Annotated in this window: 20 protein-coding genes; 9 read left to right on the top strand and 11 right to left on the bottom strand. The window is 58.4% G+C overall.

Annotated features, from left to right (window positions below; translation table 11 throughout):
• The 9 genes from RIFP1SYM_RS03430 to dsrA form a co-directional block, all read right to left on the bottom strand.
• Window positions 1–1,956, bottom strand: coding sequence for an NAD(P)-binding protein (locus tag RIFP1SYM_RS03430; protein ID WP_005959726.1), 1,956 nt, complete (start codon window positions 1,954–1,956; stop codon window positions 1–3).
• 86 nt (window positions 1,957–2,042) lie between these two features.
• On the bottom strand, window positions 2,043–3,578 hold the full coding sequence (gene dsrK / locus RIFP1SYM_RS03425; protein ID WP_005959725.1) for a sulfate reduction electron transfer complex DsrMKJOP subunit DsrK: 1,536 nt from the start codon (window positions 3,576–3,578) through the stop codon (window positions 2,043–2,045).
• Window positions 3,579–3,608: 30 nt separating this feature from the next.
• Window positions 3,609–4,331, bottom strand: coding sequence for a respiratory nitrate reductase subunit gamma (locus tag RIFP1SYM_RS03420; protein ID WP_005959724.1), 723 nt, complete (start codon window positions 4,329–4,331; stop codon window positions 3,609–3,611).
• 71 nt (window positions 4,332–4,402) lie between these two features.
• Window positions 4,403–4,735 (bottom strand): TusE/DsrC/DsvC family sulfur relay protein, encoded by a 333-nt coding sequence (locus RIFP1SYM_RS03415; RefSeq protein ID WP_005959723.1) that lies wholly within the window; start codon window positions 4,733–4,735, stop codon window positions 4,403–4,405.
• A gap of 41 nt (window positions 4,736–4,776) precedes the next feature.
• Window positions 4,777–5,082, bottom strand: a complete 306-nt coding sequence (gene tusB, locus RIFP1SYM_RS03410) for a sulfurtransferase complex subunit TusB (RefSeq protein WP_006475278.1) — start codon at window positions 5,080–5,082, stop codon at window positions 4,777–4,779.
• A gap of 13 nt (window positions 5,083–5,095) precedes the next feature.
• Window positions 5,096–5,503 carry a sulfurtransferase complex subunit TusC gene (gene tusC, locus RIFP1SYM_RS03405; protein ID WP_005959721.1) on the bottom strand — a complete coding sequence of 136 codons (408 nt, stop codon included), beginning with the start codon at window positions 5,501–5,503 and terminating at the stop codon, window positions 5,096–5,098.
• 16 nt (window positions 5,504–5,519) lie between these two features.
• Window positions 5,520–5,912 carry a sulfurtransferase complex subunit TusD gene (gene tusD / locus RIFP1SYM_RS03400; RefSeq protein ID WP_005959720.1) on the bottom strand — a complete coding sequence of 131 codons (393 nt, stop codon included), beginning with the start codon at window positions 5,910–5,912 and terminating at the stop codon, window positions 5,520–5,522.
• Between the two features lie 39 nt (window positions 5,913–5,951).
• Window positions 5,952–7,022: a dissimilatory-type sulfite reductase subunit beta gene (gene dsrB / locus RIFP1SYM_RS03395; protein WP_005959719.1), complete on the bottom strand. Its 1,071-nt coding sequence runs from the start codon at window positions 7,020–7,022 to the stop codon at window positions 5,952–5,954.
• Window positions 7,023–7,126: 104 nt separating this feature from the next.
• On the bottom strand, window positions 7,127–8,365 hold the full coding sequence (gene dsrA / locus RIFP1SYM_RS03390; protein WP_039959666.1) for a dissimilatory-type sulfite reductase subunit alpha: 1,239 nt from the start codon (window positions 8,363–8,365) through the stop codon (window positions 7,127–7,129).
• Between the two features lie 503 nt (window positions 8,366–8,868).
• Between dsrA and RIFP1SYM_RS03385 the strand changes: the two genes are divergently transcribed.
• The 4 genes from RIFP1SYM_RS03385 (at window position 8,869) to RIFP1SYM_RS03370 (ending at window position 10,870) form a co-directional block, all read left to right on the top strand.
• Window positions 8,869–9,045, top strand: a complete 177-nt coding sequence (locus RIFP1SYM_RS03385) for a hypothetical protein (RefSeq protein ID WP_005959717.1) — start codon at window positions 8,869–8,871, stop codon at window positions 9,043–9,045.
• Window positions 9,046–9,071: 26 nt separating this feature from the next.
• A complete protein-coding gene (locus RIFP1SYM_RS03380) occupies window positions 9,072–9,776 on the top strand; it encodes a hypothetical protein (protein WP_005959716.1) in 705 nt (234 codons plus the stop codon).
• Between the two features lie 13 nt (window positions 9,777–9,789).
• On the top strand, window positions 9,790–10,449 hold the full coding sequence (locus RIFP1SYM_RS03375) for a type I-MYXAN CRISPR-associated protein Cas6/Cmx6 (RefSeq protein ID WP_006475283.1): 660 nt from the start codon (window positions 9,790–9,792) through the stop codon (window positions 10,447–10,449).
• Between the two features lie 76 nt (window positions 10,450–10,525).
• The gene (locus RIFP1SYM_RS03370; protein WP_005959714.1) at window positions 10,526–10,870 is read left to right on the top strand and encodes a TusE/DsrC/DsvC family sulfur relay protein; all 345 of its coding nucleotides are present in this window, start codon (window positions 10,526–10,528) and stop codon (window positions 10,868–10,870) included.
• Between the two features lie 139 nt (window positions 10,871–11,009).
• Here the strand turns inward: RIFP1SYM_RS03370 and RIFP1SYM_RS03365 are convergent, their stop codons facing one another.
• A complete protein-coding gene (locus tag RIFP1SYM_RS03365) occupies window positions 11,010–11,390 on the bottom strand; it encodes a DNA-binding transcriptional response regulator (protein ID WP_006475284.1) in 381 nt (126 codons plus the stop codon).
• A 71-nt stretch (window positions 11,391–11,461) separates the two neighbouring features.
• Between RIFP1SYM_RS03365 and RIFP1SYM_RS03360 the strand changes: the two genes are divergently transcribed.
• A complete protein-coding gene (locus RIFP1SYM_RS03360; protein WP_005959712.1) occupies window positions 11,462–11,779 on the top strand; it encodes a hypothetical protein in 318 nt (105 codons plus the stop codon).
• A gap of 6 nt (window positions 11,780–11,785) precedes the next feature.
• Complete coding sequence (locus RIFP1SYM_RS03355) at window positions 11,786–12,526, top strand: sulfite exporter TauE/SafE family protein (RefSeq protein WP_005959711.1); 741 nt, start codon at window positions 11,786–11,788, stop codon at window positions 12,524–12,526.
• Here the strand turns inward: RIFP1SYM_RS03355 and RIFP1SYM_RS03350 are convergent.
• Window positions 12,517–13,554, bottom strand: a complete 1,038-nt coding sequence (locus tag RIFP1SYM_RS03350; RefSeq protein ID WP_005959710.1) for an Sfum_1244 family protein — start codon at window positions 13,552–13,554, stop codon at window positions 12,517–12,519. The two genes, RIFP1SYM_RS03355 and RIFP1SYM_RS03350, sit on opposite strands and share 10 nt — an antisense overlap.
• Before the next feature lie 247 nt (window positions 13,555–13,801).
• Here RIFP1SYM_RS03350 and RIFP1SYM_RS03345 point away from each other — a divergent pair, with 247 nt between their 5' ends.
• From RIFP1SYM_RS03345 to RIFP1SYM_RS03335, 3 genes are read left to right on the top strand one after another with little or no spacing between them, the layout of a single operon-like run.
• The gene (locus RIFP1SYM_RS03345) at window positions 13,802–14,356 is read left to right on the top strand and encodes a hypothetical protein (RefSeq protein ID WP_006475285.1); all 555 of its coding nucleotides are present in this window, start codon (window positions 13,802–13,804) and stop codon (window positions 14,354–14,356) included.
• 53 nt (window positions 14,357–14,409) lie between these two features.
• On the top strand, window positions 14,410–15,453 hold the full coding sequence (locus tag RIFP1SYM_RS03340) for an AAA family ATPase (protein WP_005959708.1): 1,044 nt from the start codon (window positions 14,410–14,412) through the stop codon (window positions 15,451–15,453).
• A 16-nt stretch (window positions 15,454–15,469) separates the two neighbouring features.
• Window positions 15,470–16,687 carry a vWA domain-containing protein gene (locus tag RIFP1SYM_RS03335; protein WP_005959707.1) on the top strand — a complete coding sequence of 406 codons (1,218 nt, stop codon included), beginning with the start codon at window positions 15,470–15,472 and terminating at the stop codon, window positions 16,685–16,687.
• Window positions 16,688–16,755: the final 68 nt, after the last annotated feature.

Genomic DNA, 16,755 nt, shown 5'->3' with positions numbered 1-16,755 from the left:
CTATTCACCAAGACCCATCTGAATGTAGCCGGTCGGGCAAACATCGCTGCAGACATGGCAGCCGATGCACTTACTGTAGTCGGTGTCGACATAACGACCGGTGGTGGACTCGTTCTTCTTGACGCGGAACACCGCATCCTGAGGGCAGAAGACCACACAGTTATCACACTCGAAGCACATTCCACAGCTCATGCAACGCTTGGCTTCAGCCTGCACCTGCTCTTCGTTAAGCGCAATCAGGCGCTCGTGGAAGTGGCCCAACACTTCATCGGAGCTGGGCACATCCTCGGAGCGGATATTCCGCGGAGTCGGCGTGAAGTGACCGAGGAACAACTCATCGGCAGGGATGATCTCCTGCTTGGAACGATCCTCGAAGTTGTGCACGGCGTATTTCGCAGAGTTGGTGCCACGCAGGTCGCCTTTCGTGCTGTCGAAGTGCTCCGGCTCCAGGTGTGCCTCTTTCAGCTTGCTCATCAGGCTGAAGTGATTGACATCAACCTTGGGACGCTTACCAAGCTCTTCGTGCTTCATGTAGGTGTCGATACTCTCGACCGCAACACGCGCCTGACCGATAGCGGTAGTCAGCAGGTGCGGACGGATGATGTCACCAGCAACGAAGTGGCCAGGCTTGCCGGGCACCTGATAGGACTTGTCGGCGTCGATCAGACCACGACCGTTATCGAAATCCTCCAGGCCCTCCAAGTCACCGCCCTGACCGATGGCGGACACGATCAGATCGGCCTCGATGACACGCTCGGTACCCTCAACCGGGATCGGACGCATGCCATCCATGGTGCAGGCACAGATTTTCAGGGCGGTGGCACGGCCATCCTCACCCTTAATTACCTCCAGTGGCATCATGCCGTCGAGGATGGTGACACCCTCGGTAGTGGCATCGCTCACTTCGTGCTCTGCGGCCATCATCTGCTCCTTGGGGAACAGAGAGGTCAGGGTGACTTCGGAGCCCTGTGCAGCGGCAGCGTTGGCGGCATCGTGTACCACGAAGCCATCGCGCACCACCAGCTCCGGACGATCGGTGGGGTTGATGTGCTTTATGTGCCCCAGGCGACGTGCCACGGAGACCACGTCGATGGAAGTATCACCACCACCGATGCAGACCACCTTGTCGGCAGTGACCTTCATGCGACCTTCGTTGAAGGCCTTGAGGAAAGCAACACCGGAGACGCAGTTAGGGGTGTCGTCCCAACCGGGGATCGGCAGACCGCGACCGCTCTGGCAGCCCAGTGCCCATAGGATCGCATCGTAATCTTTTTCTAGGTCGGCAACTGCCACATCGCGACCGACGCGGGTCTTGTTGCGCACCTCGACACCCATATCGACGATACGCTGGATCTCAGCGTCGAGCCGCTCACGCGGGATACGATAGCCGGGGATGCCGTAGCGCATCATACCGCCCAGGCCCTCGTTCTCCTCGAACAGGGTGACGCCATGCCCCTTGCTGCGCAGCTGGAAGGCAGCGGCTAGACCAGCGGGCCCACCACCGATAACAGCGACCTTCTTGCCGGTGTCGGCGCCAGCTTCAAACTTGAAACCCGCCTCAATAGCGCTGTCACCGATATACTGCTCAACCGAGTTGATACCAACAAAATCTTCCACTTCGTTGCGGTTGCAACCATCTTGGCAAGGCGCCGGACAAACGCGACCCATCATCGACGGGAAGGGGTTGGACGAGGTCGCACGTCTGAAGGCGTACTCTTTCCACTCCATACCCTCTTCAGGCTTCTCTTCCTCACGCACGATAGCCAACCAGCTACGAATGTCGTGACCAGAGGGGCAACTGCCCTGGCAGGGCGGGGTACGCTGAATATAGGTAGGACACTTGTAGGAGGTATCCTCCATGAAGATCTTATCTGTCCAATCGTCGTAGGCGGCATCGCCATCTTCAAAACGGCGCCAGGTGATGTCTTTGTTCATCTCTTCGCTAGGAGTTGCCATGGTTGAGTCTCCTTTACCTATATAATTTTGTGAGTGCCGGCTTGCTTATGCTTCGACCGACAGAATTATTCGCTAGTCGCTAAATCTCAATCGTCATCTTCGCCGTAACCGGGAGCCTCTTCCGGCGGAGTCTTACGGTTGAGGACGATCGCATTGCTCACCAGTTGGTGAACACTGACGATCTGGTACATGTCCATACCGTAGTAGGGCAGCACCTTGGTAAACTGGCTCTTGCAGATCGCGCAGATCGCCGCCATGTGGGTCACACCCTTCTCGTCCATGACGTTGCGCAGTGCATTCATGCGCGGCAGCGCACCCTTGACGCGAATCTCCATCAGATCATCGGTCAGCAGACCACCACCACCACCGCAGCAGTAGGTACGCTCATGGATGGTGTCCCACTCCATGTCGTAGTAGTTGTTGCAGACCGCCTTGATGACATTACGCGGAATCTCAAACTGGCCGCCAGGTTTGTCGCCCATGCGTGAGGCGCGGGCCACGTTGCAGGAGTCGTGAAAGGTGAGCGTCATATCGTCATTTTCCGACTTGTTGAGCTCGAGTGTTCCTTTCTGAATCTCATCCCAGGTAAATTCGCAGATATGCTGCGGCACCGGATAGTCGGGATCTAAGAAATCGAACGGTCCTGCCAGGGTATTGAGAAAGCTGTAGGCAACGCGCCAAGCGTGGCCGCACTCACCAAACACAATGCGCTTAACACCTAGTTCCAGAGCCGCTTCGCGAACCCGCAGCGAGATGCGGCGCATGTTTTCATAGGAGCCGATGAACATGCCAAAGTTGGCTGCCTCGGACGCCGTGGTGCTGAGAGTCCAGCTGACGCCAGCCTCATGAAAGACCTTGCCGTAACCGATCAGGCCATCCACATGGGGCTCGGCAAAAAAGTCGGCAGAGGGGGTCACCAGTAGGATATCGACGCCCTTCTTGTCGAGCGGATATTTGACCGCCACCTCGGTATCGTCGTAGACATCCTCTTCGAGGCCTTCGAGAGTATCAGCCAGCGCGGGGCCAGGGAGGCCCAGATTGTTACCAACAGTAAAAACCTTGGCGATGATCTCGTTGCAGTATTTCTGACCAACACCGATCTGCGCCATGATCTCGCGCGCCGCCATAGAGATCTCGGCGGTATCGATACCGTAGGGGCAGAACACTGAGCAGCGACGACACTGGGAGCACTGATGGAAGTAGCTGTACCACTCGTCCAACACCTCATCGGTCAGATCGACCGCGCCCACCAGTTTCGGAAAGTATTTGCCAGCGAAGGTGAAGTAGCGGCGATAGACGCGACGCAGGAGATCCTGACGCCCCACCGGCATATTTTTCGGATCTCTGGTGCTCAGGAAATAGTGGCACTTGTCGGTGCAGGATCCGCACTTCACACAGGCATCCATATAGACCTGAAAGCTGCGATAGCGACTCAGCAGATCGCCCATCTTTTCGATGGCCACCTCCTGCCAGTTTTCCACCTTCTCGCCGGGAAAGCCCAGTGGCTCCTGGTGCGCCGGCGCTGCAACGAAGGGGCTGAGGTGCGCCATCACCCCCTCTTCGATCTTCGGAACCTCGGTGTATTCACTCAGTTCCGGCGTTTCAAATTTTGCCTTAGCCATGTGTAGCCCTCGTTCGGCCAGGTAAATTTCTTAGGATTCTTCGAGCTTCTTCGCCCAAGGCGCCAGGTGGCGTTTCTCGCGCGGATTATCGACCTGGTTGCGTGAAGGACTGAAAAACACGCCAGGTATATGCAGCAGTTTGCTGAACGGCAGCAGCAGCATCAGTACAGCCACCAACAGCAGATGTACCAGCAGCGCAAAATCCATTGGCAGCGCGCCTCCGCTGAAGGTGAACAGGCCATCAAAGAACTGCTTCACCATCACCACGTCGGTGTGCACAACAAAGGTCATCATCAGACCGCTCAGGCCAATCACCATCAGCATCAGCAACCACAGATAGTCAGAGGGAGCCGAAATGTAGCGGACCCGATCAACGAAGATACGACGCACCAGCAGGCCGACCAAACCGGCCACCATCGCAAATGCCGCATACTTTCCGATCGGCTGCAGCAGCTGGATTGGCAGCGGCACGGGGTCCATAAAATAACGCAGGTGGCGGGCGAGTACCGCGAACAGCCCCATGTGGAACATCCAGGAGAAGATCCAGGTCCACTTGGTGCTCTTGAAGAGGCTCTCGAAAAAGACCACTTCGCGGAACATACGCAGTACCACACCGGTCTGTGTCACAGGCGCCGGCGTGGTGGGAATCTTTAAAGGTGCGGGGGTCTTGGCATATTGGACGATCTTGCGGACCAATCCAATCAGCATCACCAGAGTCGCTACGATAAACAGCAACGCGTAGACAGTTGACATGTTCCTGCGTTCCTCAGAGTTCTTGTTCAGGCCTGGAGAGGGGCGAACCCTCTCCAGGTGCTCGGCACGACTTAGATGCAGCCGGTCGGCTTCGGCAGGCCGGCGAAACGGCAAGCCTGCTTACCAGGGCCGTAAGGGAACAGAGCGTACAGGTACTTGCTGTTGCCCTTCTCCTTGCCCAGTTTCTTACCAACCGCCTTGGTCAGAACGCGCACGGCGGGAGCGATCTGGTACTCTTCGTAGTACTCACGCAGGAAGTTGATGATATCCCAGTGCTCGTCGGTCAGCTCCAGGTCGTCTTCCTTGGCCATAACCTCAGCGACCGCAGGCTCCCACTCGCTCAGGTTAACCAGGTAGCCTTCCTCATCAGTCTCAAAAGTCTTGCCATTAGCTTCGATAGCCATCGTGATTTCTCCTAACTCTCGTTTAAATTGAATTCAGTTGATCAGACCCAGGCCTGCACCCGGCTGCTCTCAGCAGCGAGGGCGACAAAACCGGCGTAATCGACAACCTGAACACCTTCGATCAGTTTGTCTTCTGCAATACCCCGGGTCTTCAGATCAGGACCAAGTACATAGAACTTGATCCCACTTGCCGCCTGGACCTTATCCGCATACTCGGTGCCTTGCATCGCCCCATAGACGCCATCCTCATACAGCAGAACGGCGCTGCCCTCTTTGGCATAGCCGAGACAGCTCGTCATGGAGCTCTTCTCGAAGGGCGACTTATTCACTGTGTGCAAAGTGCTCATACTCTTGCTCCCCTTAGAAACTGAAAACGACGTCCTGCTCATCCATGATGTCAGCCAGCTCAGCACGGCTCACGACACGAATGGAGTCCTTCTCAGCCCAGTCGTCGTCCTCGTCCTCATAAGTCAGAGGCATCAGATCATCCAGGGTCAGGCCACGCGCTTCGAGAGACTCTTTCTCGACATAGAGCTTGGTGACGTCGTAGTCACCCAGGGCCTGGTAGGTCGGGGAGAAGTTCTTCATATCACTCTCGCTCGTATCCTGCCCCTTGACCAGCTGGTAAACACCGTCGTCAAGGAAGGCCAGACTGACGTCCTGGTCGAAGGCGGCACCGATCAGTACTACCTCCAGCGATTCCCAAGCATAGATGGTTCCGTAAGGAGCCCGGCGGTTGAGATACATGAATTTTTTAATATCAGCCATCTTTCAACCCCTGCGCTTAGTCACCGAAAACCATAAGACGATCGGACTGGACACCCGCCTCGACCAGCTGACCGAGACCGGAGATCCGGAAGCCGTCAGCGATGTTCTGCGCACTCTTACCGTTACGCTGCATCTCGCCCTCGTCGACGATACCGCGACGTTGGGCAGCAGCCACGCAGACCACCAGGTCCAGACCGTGTTTCTCTGCCAACTCGCTCCAGCGGGCGACGATGTTGCGGTCGTCCTGGGGCGGAGTGGTCAGATTGGTGCCGTTATTCACACCATCGTGATAGAAGAAGACACGCATGATTTCGTGTCCTGCTTCCAACGCAGCCTTGGTGAATTGATAGGCCGAATCAGTCGCTTGATGCTGATAAGGACCTTCGTTTACCTGAATCGCAAATTTCATCAGTTTAACCTTCCTGTTGAAGTACTCTGTCAGTGTCCGTTAGAAACGGATGTGAGCAGAGGCGTTCAGGTTGGCACGACCGCCACGCCAGTTATCGATGTGATACTTGGTGAACGGCAGACCGGTCTTCTCAAAGAAGCGAGACCAGCCGATACGCTCAGCCCACTCACCGATGCGTTCCCAATCCTTGGCATCTTCCTTATAGGCATTGAGGATCTGCTTGACGACCGCAGAGACCTCGGGCCAACGCGGCGGATTGTTGGGGATGCCTGCCGCAACCAGCTTGTGGAAGGTCGGCTTGGAGCGGGCGTTGGAGTTCTTGCCACCCACCCAGATCGCGAACTTGGAGTGCTCAGGATCGTTGATCTGCATCGGCGGACAAGGCGGAAAGCAGGCACCGCAGCAGATGCACTTCTTCTCGTCGATCTCCAGGGAGGGCTTACCGTTGACCATCGCAGGACGGATAGCGGCCACCGGACAGCGGGCCACCACGGTGGGACGCTCGCAGACGTTGGCCACTTGGTCGTGGTCGATCCGCGGTGGCTTGGTGTGCTGAATGTTGATCGCGATATCACCCTGACCACCGCAGTTGATCTGGCAGCAGGATGTGGTCATGCGAACCCGGTTCGGCATCTCTTCCTTGGTGTATTCCTCAATCAGCTCGTCCATCAGGGCCTTCACGGCGCCGGACGCATCAGTACCGGGGATGTCACAGTGCAACCAGCCCTGGGTGTGAGAGATCATGGAGACCGAGTTGCCGGTACCACCGATCGGGAAGCCATGCTCGGTCAGCTTGTCAATCAGGGGCTGAACCTTGGACTCCTCACTCACCATGAACTCGATGTTGGAGCGAATGGTGAAGCGCACATAGCCTTCAGCAAATTCATCGGCGATATCCATCAGCAGACGGATGGTAAAGAGATCCATCTGACGCTGGGTACCGGCGCGAACGGTCCAGATTTCGTCACCGCTCTTGGCAACGTGATGCAGCACACCGGGACGCGGGCGATCATGCCAGCTCCAGGCGCCATAGTTCTTCTTGAGGACGGGGTGCAAGTAGGGCTCCATCTCGGGAACGCCACTCTCAATCGGCATACGAGGTTCCGACATGCTTACCTCCTAATAATTAGGGTATTTGATTCGCTTTGCGGGGCCTCCGGTGCGAACACCAGAGCCCCGCATGAAACTGCCTTTATCTGGCAATCAACAGATTGTTAAGCCTGGCGCTCAGCCCACTTGGCGGCTTCTTCGTCCCACCCATCCGTACGGATGTAGGGGTTCATGCGCGGACGCTCGATCATGTTGGGATCGACTTCCAGGCCGATGCCTTCGAGGAAGTTAACCAGACCGATACGTTCGATCATCTCACCGGTACGCTCATGCTCCAGGGCGTTCTCAGCGAAAAAGTCCAGGATCTCGGTAGCCAGCTCTTCCAGCCACTCGTAATCCTCGTCGGTATCCAGCTTGTGGAAAGGCACGATCACGGTGCCCATCAGGTCGCCGATCTTCAGGGTACGCTTACCACCGCAGAGTACGGTAATACCTTTGTCGTCACCAGGAGACAGCGCCTTGGTCATGACGTTGATGCAGTGCATGCAGCGCACACAGCTCTTGTTGTCGACGGCCAGGGTATCGTCGTCATTCAGCGACAGCGCCTGGGTCGGGCAGCGGGTGATGACGTTGTCGATCATCTTCTTGCGGCCCATATCGGCGACGTACTTCTTGACCTCTTCCTGATCGACCTTCATGTCGTCGCGCCAGGTACCGATGATGGCCACGTCTGCACGCTGAATGGCGTTCATGCAGTCATTCGGGCAGCCAGAGACCTTGTATTTCATCTTGTAGGGGAGTGCCGGACGATGCATATCGTCGAGGGCGTTGTTCACCAGCATGCGCATGGTGCGACCCTCGTCCACGCAGGACTGCTCACAGCGCGCTGCACCAACGCAGGACATGCCGGTCCGCACAGCGGGACCCGCTCCACCCATGTCGAAACCCATCTCGTTCAGCTCATCGAAGGCAGGCTGCACGTTATCGGTGGAGCACCCCTGGAACATAATGTCACCAGACTGACCGTGGAATGCAATCAGACCAGAACCGTACTTCTCCCAGATGTCGCAGAACTTGCGAATGGTCTTGGTATCGTAGTGCATGCCAGGAGGCGGCATGATACGCAGGGTGTGGAATTCTGCGGCGGCAGGAAACTTGGGGGTGCCGTCCTCATTCTTCAGCTCGGTGAAACGTGGAATCACGCCGCCGCCATAACCGATAACGCCAACGGTACCGCCCTTCCAGTAACCTTTTTTGGTCTCGTAGGACTCTTCCAGCTGACCCAGCAGGTCAACCATGATGTCATTTTCCTTCGCGAGACGCTTGAGGCCGGTTACAAACGAGGGCCAAGGGCCACTCTCCAGCTGATCAAGCATGGGGGTATCATGCATCTGTTTTGCCATCACTCTTTCTCCCAATGGTCGTTTACGTGGGGACTCTGGCCAGTTCGTATTCGTTGCTATCAGCCCGGCCGTCCACCGAGCGTAGAATACAGCCGTGCACCCTGCAATCCGAAGCCGTTGCAGGCTACAAGCCTGCCTCTACAGGGCGCAAAGTTTAGGGTTTACTTATGATCGGAAATATCCTTCCGATGGGAGGGTAAGCATAGACGACGTCTATCCCCTTTGGGATAAGAAACTCCCCAACCGAGCACCTTTCAATCCATGAATTTCATGATAACCCATTAATAAACAATGAGATAATGGATTCTCCCAAAAAGATCGCATAACCACTACCCCCCCTCTTAATAAGCCGGCAACATATGGGTATTAATCTTCGGATCACAAAACAGCTGTTGTCGATTGCAGTCAGCCAATAACCGAGTAAAATTGTGCGGTTTTAAAGTCCCTCTGGAGCGGTAGAATCGCCCCACGAAAGGGCCAGACAGAATCACAGGGTCACACAAATGCTCTACCTTAGCGAACTGATGATGCAAAACCCGGACTTAGAGACCTTCGAAGAGTTGGTCCAGGCAATAAAGGTACGATCAAAGCGCGAGATGTTCTTCCGCATCGATGTCAAACCCCCCTTCGCCGACACCCCCGACAATTGGGAAGACCGCCTCGAGGCGGCCTTTACCTAATGCAGCAGCAAATAAGAGGTTAGCGCGTGAAGTACCTTGAATCAGAGACCTTTCTCGGCGACAACGAGTGTTCCGAGGACGCCATTCCATCCAGCAAGTTGCTGCAGATCCGCCTCGACGAGAAGGATGAGCAACTTGCTGCCCTGCCCGCCGACGCATCATTGGAATCACGCCTCACCCTAATCCTGGAGCGCGGTTATCTCCAGCTCGATCTGGACCAGAACGAGGCGGCCTGGAAGGCGGTGCAGGAGATGCTCCCACAGGCGATCGACAACGAGCTCTGGCTGCAGGCGGTGGAGGCCTGCGACATCCTCTACCAGGCAGAGCAAGCCGACTCACTCAAGGCGCTGGCACAAGGCATCTGGCTCTCGGTAACCTTCCCTATCCTCCCGGAGCTCAGCGTCGCCATGCTGCAGCACCTGATCGATGAGACCCCAGACAACTCGGACGGCGCTGCGGTAGCCGCCGCCACTGCCGCCTACATCGTCGACCTGCGCGCCGAAGGCGCCGAGCGCAAAGAGCTGAAATTCTTTACCAGCCAGCTGCTCGGAGAGGTAGCACGCCGTCACAGCCAGGTCGAAGAACAAGAGATCTTCGACTTCTGGGTGGAGCGCATGGAGCTGGATGATCCAGGAAAATTCCTGCCGCGCCTGGCCAAGGTGCTCGATCTAGTCACCGAGAGCGACTGGTGGTTCGACCGCGACGCACTGCGCGCCAAGATCCCCCACTGAGAGAGGTTTGCAGATGTACTGGCAAGAAGAGAGCGACAACGATCAGTTTGTGGTGCCCGATAACGTACTCGACCTGTCCTTCCGCATCGAATGCAAGGCGCTGCCGGTGGATCACGCCTGGGCCCTCTCTAAAGAGATCCAGCGGATACTGCCTTGGTTCGCCGAGGAGAGACTGTGCGGCCTACACCTGATCTATGGCGCCGATTCTGGCAACGGCTGGGAGCGTCCCCAGGGATCCGACGACACCCTTTACCTGTCGCGCCGCACCCGGCTGCAGCTGCGACTGCCGCAGGCGCGCATCGATGACGCCCAGGCGCTCAACGGCAAAACTCTGCATATCCAAGGCATGCCGCTCACCATAGGCAGCGCCAAGGCGCACCCGCTGGGGATTACCACCACTCTCTACAGCCGCTATGTCGCAACCGATGCCAGCAACGATGAAGATCAATTCCTGGAACAATCGCTCGCCGATCTGCACCGTCTCAGGCTGCGCTTCAAAAAGATCCTGGCCGGCAAAGAGGCCAGATTTCAGGGCCCTGATGGCCCACAGTCAAGCCGCAGCCTGATGGTCGCCGGCCTCTCCTACGAGGATGCGGTCACCCTGCAGCAGCACGGCGTCGGCCCCCTGCGCCACCGAGGATTCGGCTTGTTCGTCCCCCATAAGACTGTATAAGATACCGCCCCACGACTTTTAGCTACGCGGGCGGGCACCCCCACCCACCCGAGTTACCATCGAGAAGGAGAAACCAATGTCATATGAAGTGAATGGCACAACCATTGAGGCCACCGAAAACGGCTACCTGGTCGATCAGAGCGAGTGGAACGAAGATGTCGCCAAGGTTATCGCCGAAGCGGAAGGCGTTACCCTCTCCGAAAAAAGCTGGGACATCATCAACTACCTGCGCGACGAATACCTCAACAATGGTGGCAACCAGCCCAACGAGCGCAATATGGTAAAACACTTCAAGGGAGTCTGGACCGACCTCCCCAAGGTAGATGCCAAAGCCCTCTATATCCATTTCCCGAAAGGTCCCGCTAAGCAGGCCAGCAAGGTCGCAGGACTGCCCGAGACCAAGCGCAAGGGCGGCTACTAAGCCTCCAGCATACCGCGCCGAAAAAGGGGCTTCGCAGCCCCTTTTTTTGTGCCTAAGACAAACTCAGCCCCATCAAACACCTCACTGATCTTCAGCAGTCACACTACGTTTAACAGCCCCGGCATCTGCAACAATACGCTCAACCCTCCACCTGCAGCAGCAGACTCTCCAGTCGCTCTTCCCGGAGCGGAAACTCGACAACACCAAATATCGAATAACGTTTCATCACCTGCTCCAGCTTCGGCCGGTACTGCGGCTCGATCAGGACGATCACCTTGGCATCTGCACAATAGCGCTGCAGGCTGGCGAGCAACGACTCCAGGTTGCTCATACGGTCGCGGAACTGCGGATCAGAATAGAACTCAGCCACCACTACCGCCGGCCGATGCCGTTTCAACCAGGCCTGCGCCTTGCGCACCGAGTTAACCATCTCCACCGCATAACCGTGACGCTGATAGAGTGGCACGAAGTTGGGGTATCCCCCCAGTTCTACCAACACCAGCAATTCCCGCTTATTCATACGCTTGATTTTCTCCACGTCTGATCGGAGTATGCGCGCAACTCCCGGTCTACAAAGTTAAAGGGCGAATCATGTTACTGAATCTGATCATTGGCGACTATTCGATGAACCTTGAGATCCCCGAGGGATATCAAGAGAAGATGGCAGACGCCTTCGACAAGATGGACAAGGATATGGACAACGGCCGGCGCCTGGGACAGACCTGGCTAAAGCAGCCCGATCAACAGCAGCGTTGCCAGATCGCCGCCGACAAACTGCTGGCCGCCATCGAGACCCATAACGAAAACCTGGCGCTGCTGATGGGCGGCTACATCACCAGCCGCATGCCGGAGATCCGCCAGATCCGTATCGACAACAACGGCGAACCGCAGGAAACCAGCTTCAGCTGATCGACCATGGAACTCCCCCTCGCGATTGCCGCCATCACCGCCCTCGCCGGCTTGGTGCAGGGGCTGTCCGGGTTTGGTTCCGCGCTGGTGGCGGTGCCGCTGATGAGCCTGCTGCTACCGATGGAGCAGGTGGTACCACTGATGGTGCTGCTGGGCATCGGCATGTCGAGCCTGAATCTGCTCCACCTGCGCCGCAGCCTGAGCCTGAAGCCGGTGCTGCCGCTGATCGGCGGCTATCTGCTCGGCACCCCGCTCGGCCTCTACTTTCTGATCGACGCACCCGAGGTCTGGGTGAAACTCACCCTGGGGCTCTTCCTCAGCGGCTATGCAGCCCTCTCGTTGGCTGGACGAACGCTGCAACCTGCCTGGCTCAGGTACCATCCGATCGGCATCGGCACCGGTTCCGGCGCGCTGGGGGCCGCCTTCAGCACCAACGGGCCACCGGTGATCTTGCATGTAGCGGCCCAGCAGTGGTCCGCCGACCAGCAGAAGGCCGCACTGAGTCTCTTCTTTGTCGCTGCAGGTCTGATCACCGCCAGCGCCCACGGCATCAGCGGGCTGCTCAACCTTAAAGTCGCCGAACAGGCGCTGATGGCGCTGCCGATGCTGATCACCGGCACCTGGCTCGGCATCACGCTCTATCGCCGCCTCGACGATCACAACTACCGCCGGCTGACCTTTCTGCTGGTGCTAGCGATGGGGCTGCTGATGAGCGCAGGCGCTATCGAGATGCTCTATCAGAGGTGATTTGACCCGATCAGCTGTTGGATCGCACTGGCCGCCTCGCTTCCCTGTTGCTGGTAAAGCTGCAGTGACTCCATCGCGATCCGCTCCCAGTGTGCCTGCCCCATGCGGGCGACCACCGCCAGCGGCTCCGTGCCCCCCGCACTGCGCCACTCCTCATAGGCCTTGAGCGCACCAGGAAAAAGCTCCCGACGCATCCCGCCGAGGTTGCCGAACCAGAAGTGGATCGAGGCCGCCTGCCCCTGCGCGATCAGACCCGGCAGGCTGCTGCTGCAGTCGGACCAGTGGTCCCGCACCGCACGCAGCATCAGTTCCGCCGGGGTGAAACTGAGTGCCATCAGCATCTCACCCCATGACTCGCCCAGCGCCTCGCCGACCCGGCACTCCCCCTGCTCATGCAACAGCACCATCTCGATCTCGCATTCCACCATTGCATCCAGTGAGGACTCCAGTTCCTGCTCGAAATCGTAGCAGGCGAAGGCGCGGCCGAGGGCATTGTCGGGTCGGTGCCAGCGCCAGCTCTCCAGCTTCTCCCACAATAGCCTGCGCAACGACTCACGACGCAGAAAGATCTGCCGCCCCAGGCTCATCGCCGCCGGTGCGCTCAGATCCCGCGCCAACTCACGTCCGGAGACTAGTAACGACATCCCCTGCGGCTGTTCGTACCGCTCCAGCTGGGCGAGAAAGAAGTGCGGTTTGTTCTTGATGCCGTAGCCGGCACTGTAGACCAACCCCTCGGCATGCAACTGCTGGTTGATCGACTCCACCTCGAAGGGGGCATACTCACCACCGTTAATCGGCAACGACCGATACTCCGCCTCAGCCAGTGTCTCCCAGAGGGACTCCCGTTCGGCGAGCCACTCCCCCACCTCCTCCTTCGGCAACTGCTCGGCATAACCCAGCCCCTTCTCCCAGCGAAAATACTCACGCATCTTCATCAGGTAGGTGCAGAGTCCGTAGTCGCCGCCGTGGCGCGCGTCGGAGATATGGCAGTTGTACTGTACCGCCTGGCTGAGCTGTTGCAGAGACATAACCAGAGAATCCTCGGTAAGATCAACCCACCTTATTCACGCTGGCGCCAGATCCCACGATCCAGCACAAATAAGGCGGATTCAAACCATTGAAATCGACCCTTATCCCAGTAGAATACTTGGGTATTTGAAGCAACCTAACATGCTGTCCCGACCTCAGCCAAGCTGAATTTCCCGCTGATTTCCAGCGGAATCGCATCGCATGCGGGCCGACAGCATCTTGCCAAGCAGTAACCGGAGATCCCTTTTGGCCATCAGAATCAAAAGCCAATGGCACGACGAAGACGCCACCCGCTCCCCCGGAGAGATCGGCGCCGCCACCGCTTTCATCGCCTGGCGCATCGCCCTCGACAAGGCGATCACCCTGCACGGCGAACACTTCATCTATGACTCGGATCTGCAGCGCCTTGGCGTGATCGCTGAATATCTGGCCTTCGAGGTGCAGGTCGTGGATCGCATCATCCATCCACAATTCGATGCGGAGGGACGCCGCGAGCTGATCACCGCACTGGTGATGAAACTCGCCGACCACTACCAGGACAACGCCCGTGACCTGCTCGGCGAGGGCGATCACGCCAACCGCTTTATCAGCCTGTTCAACCAGCGCTCCGGTGAGTATGCCGAGTTCAGTTTCAGCGATACAGGCCCCTCCTATCCCTTCTTCCGTCACCTCGGTTTCGAGATCCAGCAGCTCATGGGTGACGAGCAGAAGAACCGCTGGGTGATCGATCAGGTGATGGACAAGGATGGCCCGGAAGTCTACAAGCAGCTCTCCCGGGCGACCCGCAACCTACTCGACTGAGTTCCCAGCCATCACAACTTCTCCCGCAACGCTTCCCCTTTGAAGGACCCTCTATGCGCCCAGCCCAGCTGTCAACTATCCTCAAGCAGGAGTTCAAAAGCACCCGCCACGGCCACCACACCCCTGTGATGTTGTGGGGCCCGCCCGGGGTAGGCAAATCCGATATGGTGCGCCAAGTGGCGCAAGAGCACGGCGCGCCGGTGATCGACATCCGTCTGTCGCAGATGGAGCCCAGCGACCTGCGCGGCATCCCGTTCCGCATCGACGGTCATGTCAACTGGGCGATCCCATCGATCCTGCCCGATGCTGAGCGCCACGGCGACGCAGGCATCCTGTTTCTCGACGAGATCACCTCCGCACCACCCACCGTCTCTGCCGCCGCCTACCAGCTTATCCTCGACCGTCGACTGGGCGAATACCAGGTGCCGGAGGGCTGGGCGATCTTCGCCGCCGGCAACCGCCAGGGCGACCGCGGCGTCACCTACAGCATGCCGGCGCCACTCGCCAACCGCTTCTCCCACTTCGAGGTGGAGACCCACCTCGACGACTGGGTGCTGTGGGCCTACCGCCACAACATCGATGAACGGGTGATCGGCTTCCTACGCTTCCGTCCGGAGCTGCTGTTCGACTTCGACCCAACCCACAATCCGGTCGCCTTTCCCTCTCCGCGCTCCTGGGAGTTCGCCCACCGCGGTCTGCAGAAATTTTCCAGCCATCCGGACCTGCTGCAGGGCACCCTGCAGGCCTGTGTCGGGCCGGCCGCCGGTATCGAGCTGACCGCCTTCGTCAACAGCCTCGACAAGATGCCCGACCTGGATGCGATCCTCGCTGGCGAAGAGGTGGCGGTGCCGGAGGAGATCGACCTGCAGTACGCGGTCGCCGCCGCCCTGGTGGGGCGTGCGATCCGCGCCCAAGAGAGCGGCGCAGAGATCGAAGTGATGGGGCGCATCCTCGACTATGCGCAGCGCTTTCCACAGCGTGAGATGGGAGTAATGCTGGTATCCGACATGCACCGCGCGATCGGCGAGACGTTGTTCAGCGTGCCCCAGTTCGGCGACTGGGCACAGGCGATCTCCGATGTGATGCTTTACGAATAAATTTTAACCAGCAAATATGGATATCGAAAAGATCGAGACCAAGCTGGCCGCGGCCCGCACCAAGCTAATCCTCGATAAGCCGTTCCTCGGTGCGCTGGTGATGCGCCTGCCGTTACAGGCGGCCGATCCCGACTGGTGCCCAGCCACCGCTACCGACGCGCGCAAGTTCTACTACAATCCGGAGTTCATCGACTGTCTGAGCCTGGATGAGACTCAGTTCATGCTCGCCCACGAGGCGCTGCACTGTGCGCTGTCGCACTTCGCGCGTCGCCAGCACCGCACCAAGCTGCACTGGGACATGGCCTGTGACTACGCCATCAACCCGCTGCTGATCGACGACGGCCTCAAGCCACCGCCTGGTTCGCTCTATCTAACCCAGTTCAAGGGCATGACAGCAGAGGAGATCTACCCCTGCCTCGACGAGAAGGATGACGAGCAGCCGCTCGACAACCATGTCTACGACCAGGACAACACCAAGAACCGCAGCAGTGGCAAAAACGAGAAAGATCTGCAGCAGGACAAGACGGAGCAGACAGACTCGCGGACCCCAGACCAGCAGCCTAGCGATGGCGGTGCCGAACAGCCCGAGCCACTCACTCCGGATGAGGCGGAGACCCTCAACATCCAGTGGCAGCAGCGCCTCGCCGGTGCCGCCCAGCAAGCGATGCAGGCGGGCAAGATGGGGGGCGAGATGGCACGCATGGTGGATCACCTGCTGCAACCGCAGCTGCCCTGGCGGATGCTGCTGGCGCGTTATATGACCGCCATGGCGCGGGATGACTTCAGCTACATGCGGCCCTCCCGCCGCGAAGGGGCGTTCATTCTGCCGAGCCTACGCAGCAACCAGGTGGAACTGGTGGTGGCGCTCGACACCTCCGGCTCCATCAGCAACGCCGAGATCACCGAGTTTCTCGCCGAAGTCAACGCCCTCAAAGGCCAGATGCGTGCCTGCATCACCCTGCTTGCCTGCGATTCACAGCTCGCCGAAGGTGCTCCCTGGCACTACGAAAGCTGGGACGAGTTCACCCTGCCGGAACAGATCCAGGGCGGTGGCGGCACCGATTTCCGCCCGGTGTTCAAGTGGATCAGCGAGCAGCCCCAGCGCCCCGATCTGCTGGTCTACTTCACCGATGCAGAGGGCGCCTTCCCCAAGCAGGAGCCGGGCTATCCGGTGATCTGGCTGGTCAAGGGCAAGACTAAACCCCCCTGGGGTGAGCGCATTCAGCTCAACTAACGTCCTGGCACATCACGGGATTTGTCCCTCTCCCTGCCATCTGTTACTTTTGCGCGGCAGTTTTACCA

This window comes from endosymbiont of Riftia pachyptila (vent Ph05), assembly GCF_000224455.1.
GTDB lineage: Bacteria > Pseudomonadota > Gammaproteobacteria > Chromatiales > Chromatiaceae > Endoriftia > Endoriftia persephonae.
The sequence above is the reverse complement of the archived record's forward strand: the minus strand, read 5'-3'. Positions and strand labels throughout refer to the sequence as shown.

Bases quoted from the DNA above. Each gene is read 5' to 3' on its own strand.
- RIFP1SYM_RS03430 (WP_005959726.1), bottom strand. From the start codon at position 1,956: ATGGCAACTCCTAGCGAAGAGATGAACAAAGACATCACCTGGCGCCGT.
- dsrK (WP_005959725.1), bottom strand. From the start codon at position 3,578: ATGGCTAAGGCAAAATTTGAAACGCCGGAACTGAGTGAATACACCGAG.
- RIFP1SYM_RS03420 (WP_005959724.1), bottom strand. From the start codon at position 4,331: ATGTCAACTGTCTACGCGTTGCTGTTTATCGTAGCGACTCTGGTGATG.
- RIFP1SYM_RS03415 (WP_005959723.1), bottom strand. From the start codon at position 4,735: ATGGCTATCGAAGCTAATGGCAAGACTTTTGAGACTGATGAGGAAGGC.
- tusB (WP_006475278.1), bottom strand. From the start codon at position 5,082: ATGAGCACTTTGCACACAGTGAATAAGTCGCCCTTCGAGAAGAGCTCC.
- tusC (WP_005959721.1), bottom strand. From the start codon at position 5,503: ATGGCTGATATTAAAAAATTCATGTATCTCAACCGCCGGGCTCCTTAC.
- tusD (WP_005959720.1), bottom strand. From the start codon at position 5,912: ATGAAATTTGCGATTCAGGTAAACGAAGGTCCTTATCAGCATCAAGCG.
- dsrB (WP_005959719.1), bottom strand. From the start codon at position 7,022: ATGTCGGAACCTCGTATGCCGATTGAGAGTGGCGTTCCCGAGATGGAG.
- dsrA (WP_039959666.1), bottom strand. From the start codon at position 8,365: ATGGCAAAACAGATGCATGATACCCCCATGCTTGATCAGCTGGAGAGT.
- RIFP1SYM_RS03385 (WP_005959717.1), top strand. From the start codon at position 8,869: ATGCTCTACCTTAGCGAACTGATGATGCAAAACCCGGACTTAGAGACC.
- RIFP1SYM_RS03375 (WP_006475283.1), top strand. From the start codon at position 9,790: ATGTACTGGCAAGAAGAGAGCGACAACGATCAGTTTGTGGTGCCCGAT.
- RIFP1SYM_RS03370 (WP_005959714.1), top strand. From the start codon at position 10,526: ATGTCATATGAAGTGAATGGCACAACCATTGAGGCCACCGAAAACGGC.
- RIFP1SYM_RS03365 (WP_006475284.1), bottom strand. From the start codon at position 11,390: ATGAATAAGCGGGAATTGCTGGTGTTGGTAGAACTGGGGGGATACCCC.
- RIFP1SYM_RS03360 (WP_005959712.1), top strand. From the start codon at position 11,462: ATGTTACTGAATCTGATCATTGGCGACTATTCGATGAACCTTGAGATC.
- RIFP1SYM_RS03355 (WP_005959711.1), top strand. From the start codon at position 11,786: ATGGAACTCCCCCTCGCGATTGCCGCCATCACCGCCCTCGCCGGCTTG.
- RIFP1SYM_RS03350 (WP_005959710.1), bottom strand. From the start codon at position 13,554: ATGTCTCTGCAACAGCTCAGCCAGGCGGTACAGTACAACTGCCATATC.
- RIFP1SYM_RS03340 (WP_005959708.1), top strand. From the start codon at position 14,410: ATGCGCCCAGCCCAGCTGTCAACTATCCTCAAGCAGGAGTTCAAAAGC.
- RIFP1SYM_RS03335 (WP_005959707.1), top strand. From the start codon at position 15,470: ATGGATATCGAAAAGATCGAGACCAAGCTGGCCGCGGCCCGCACCAAG.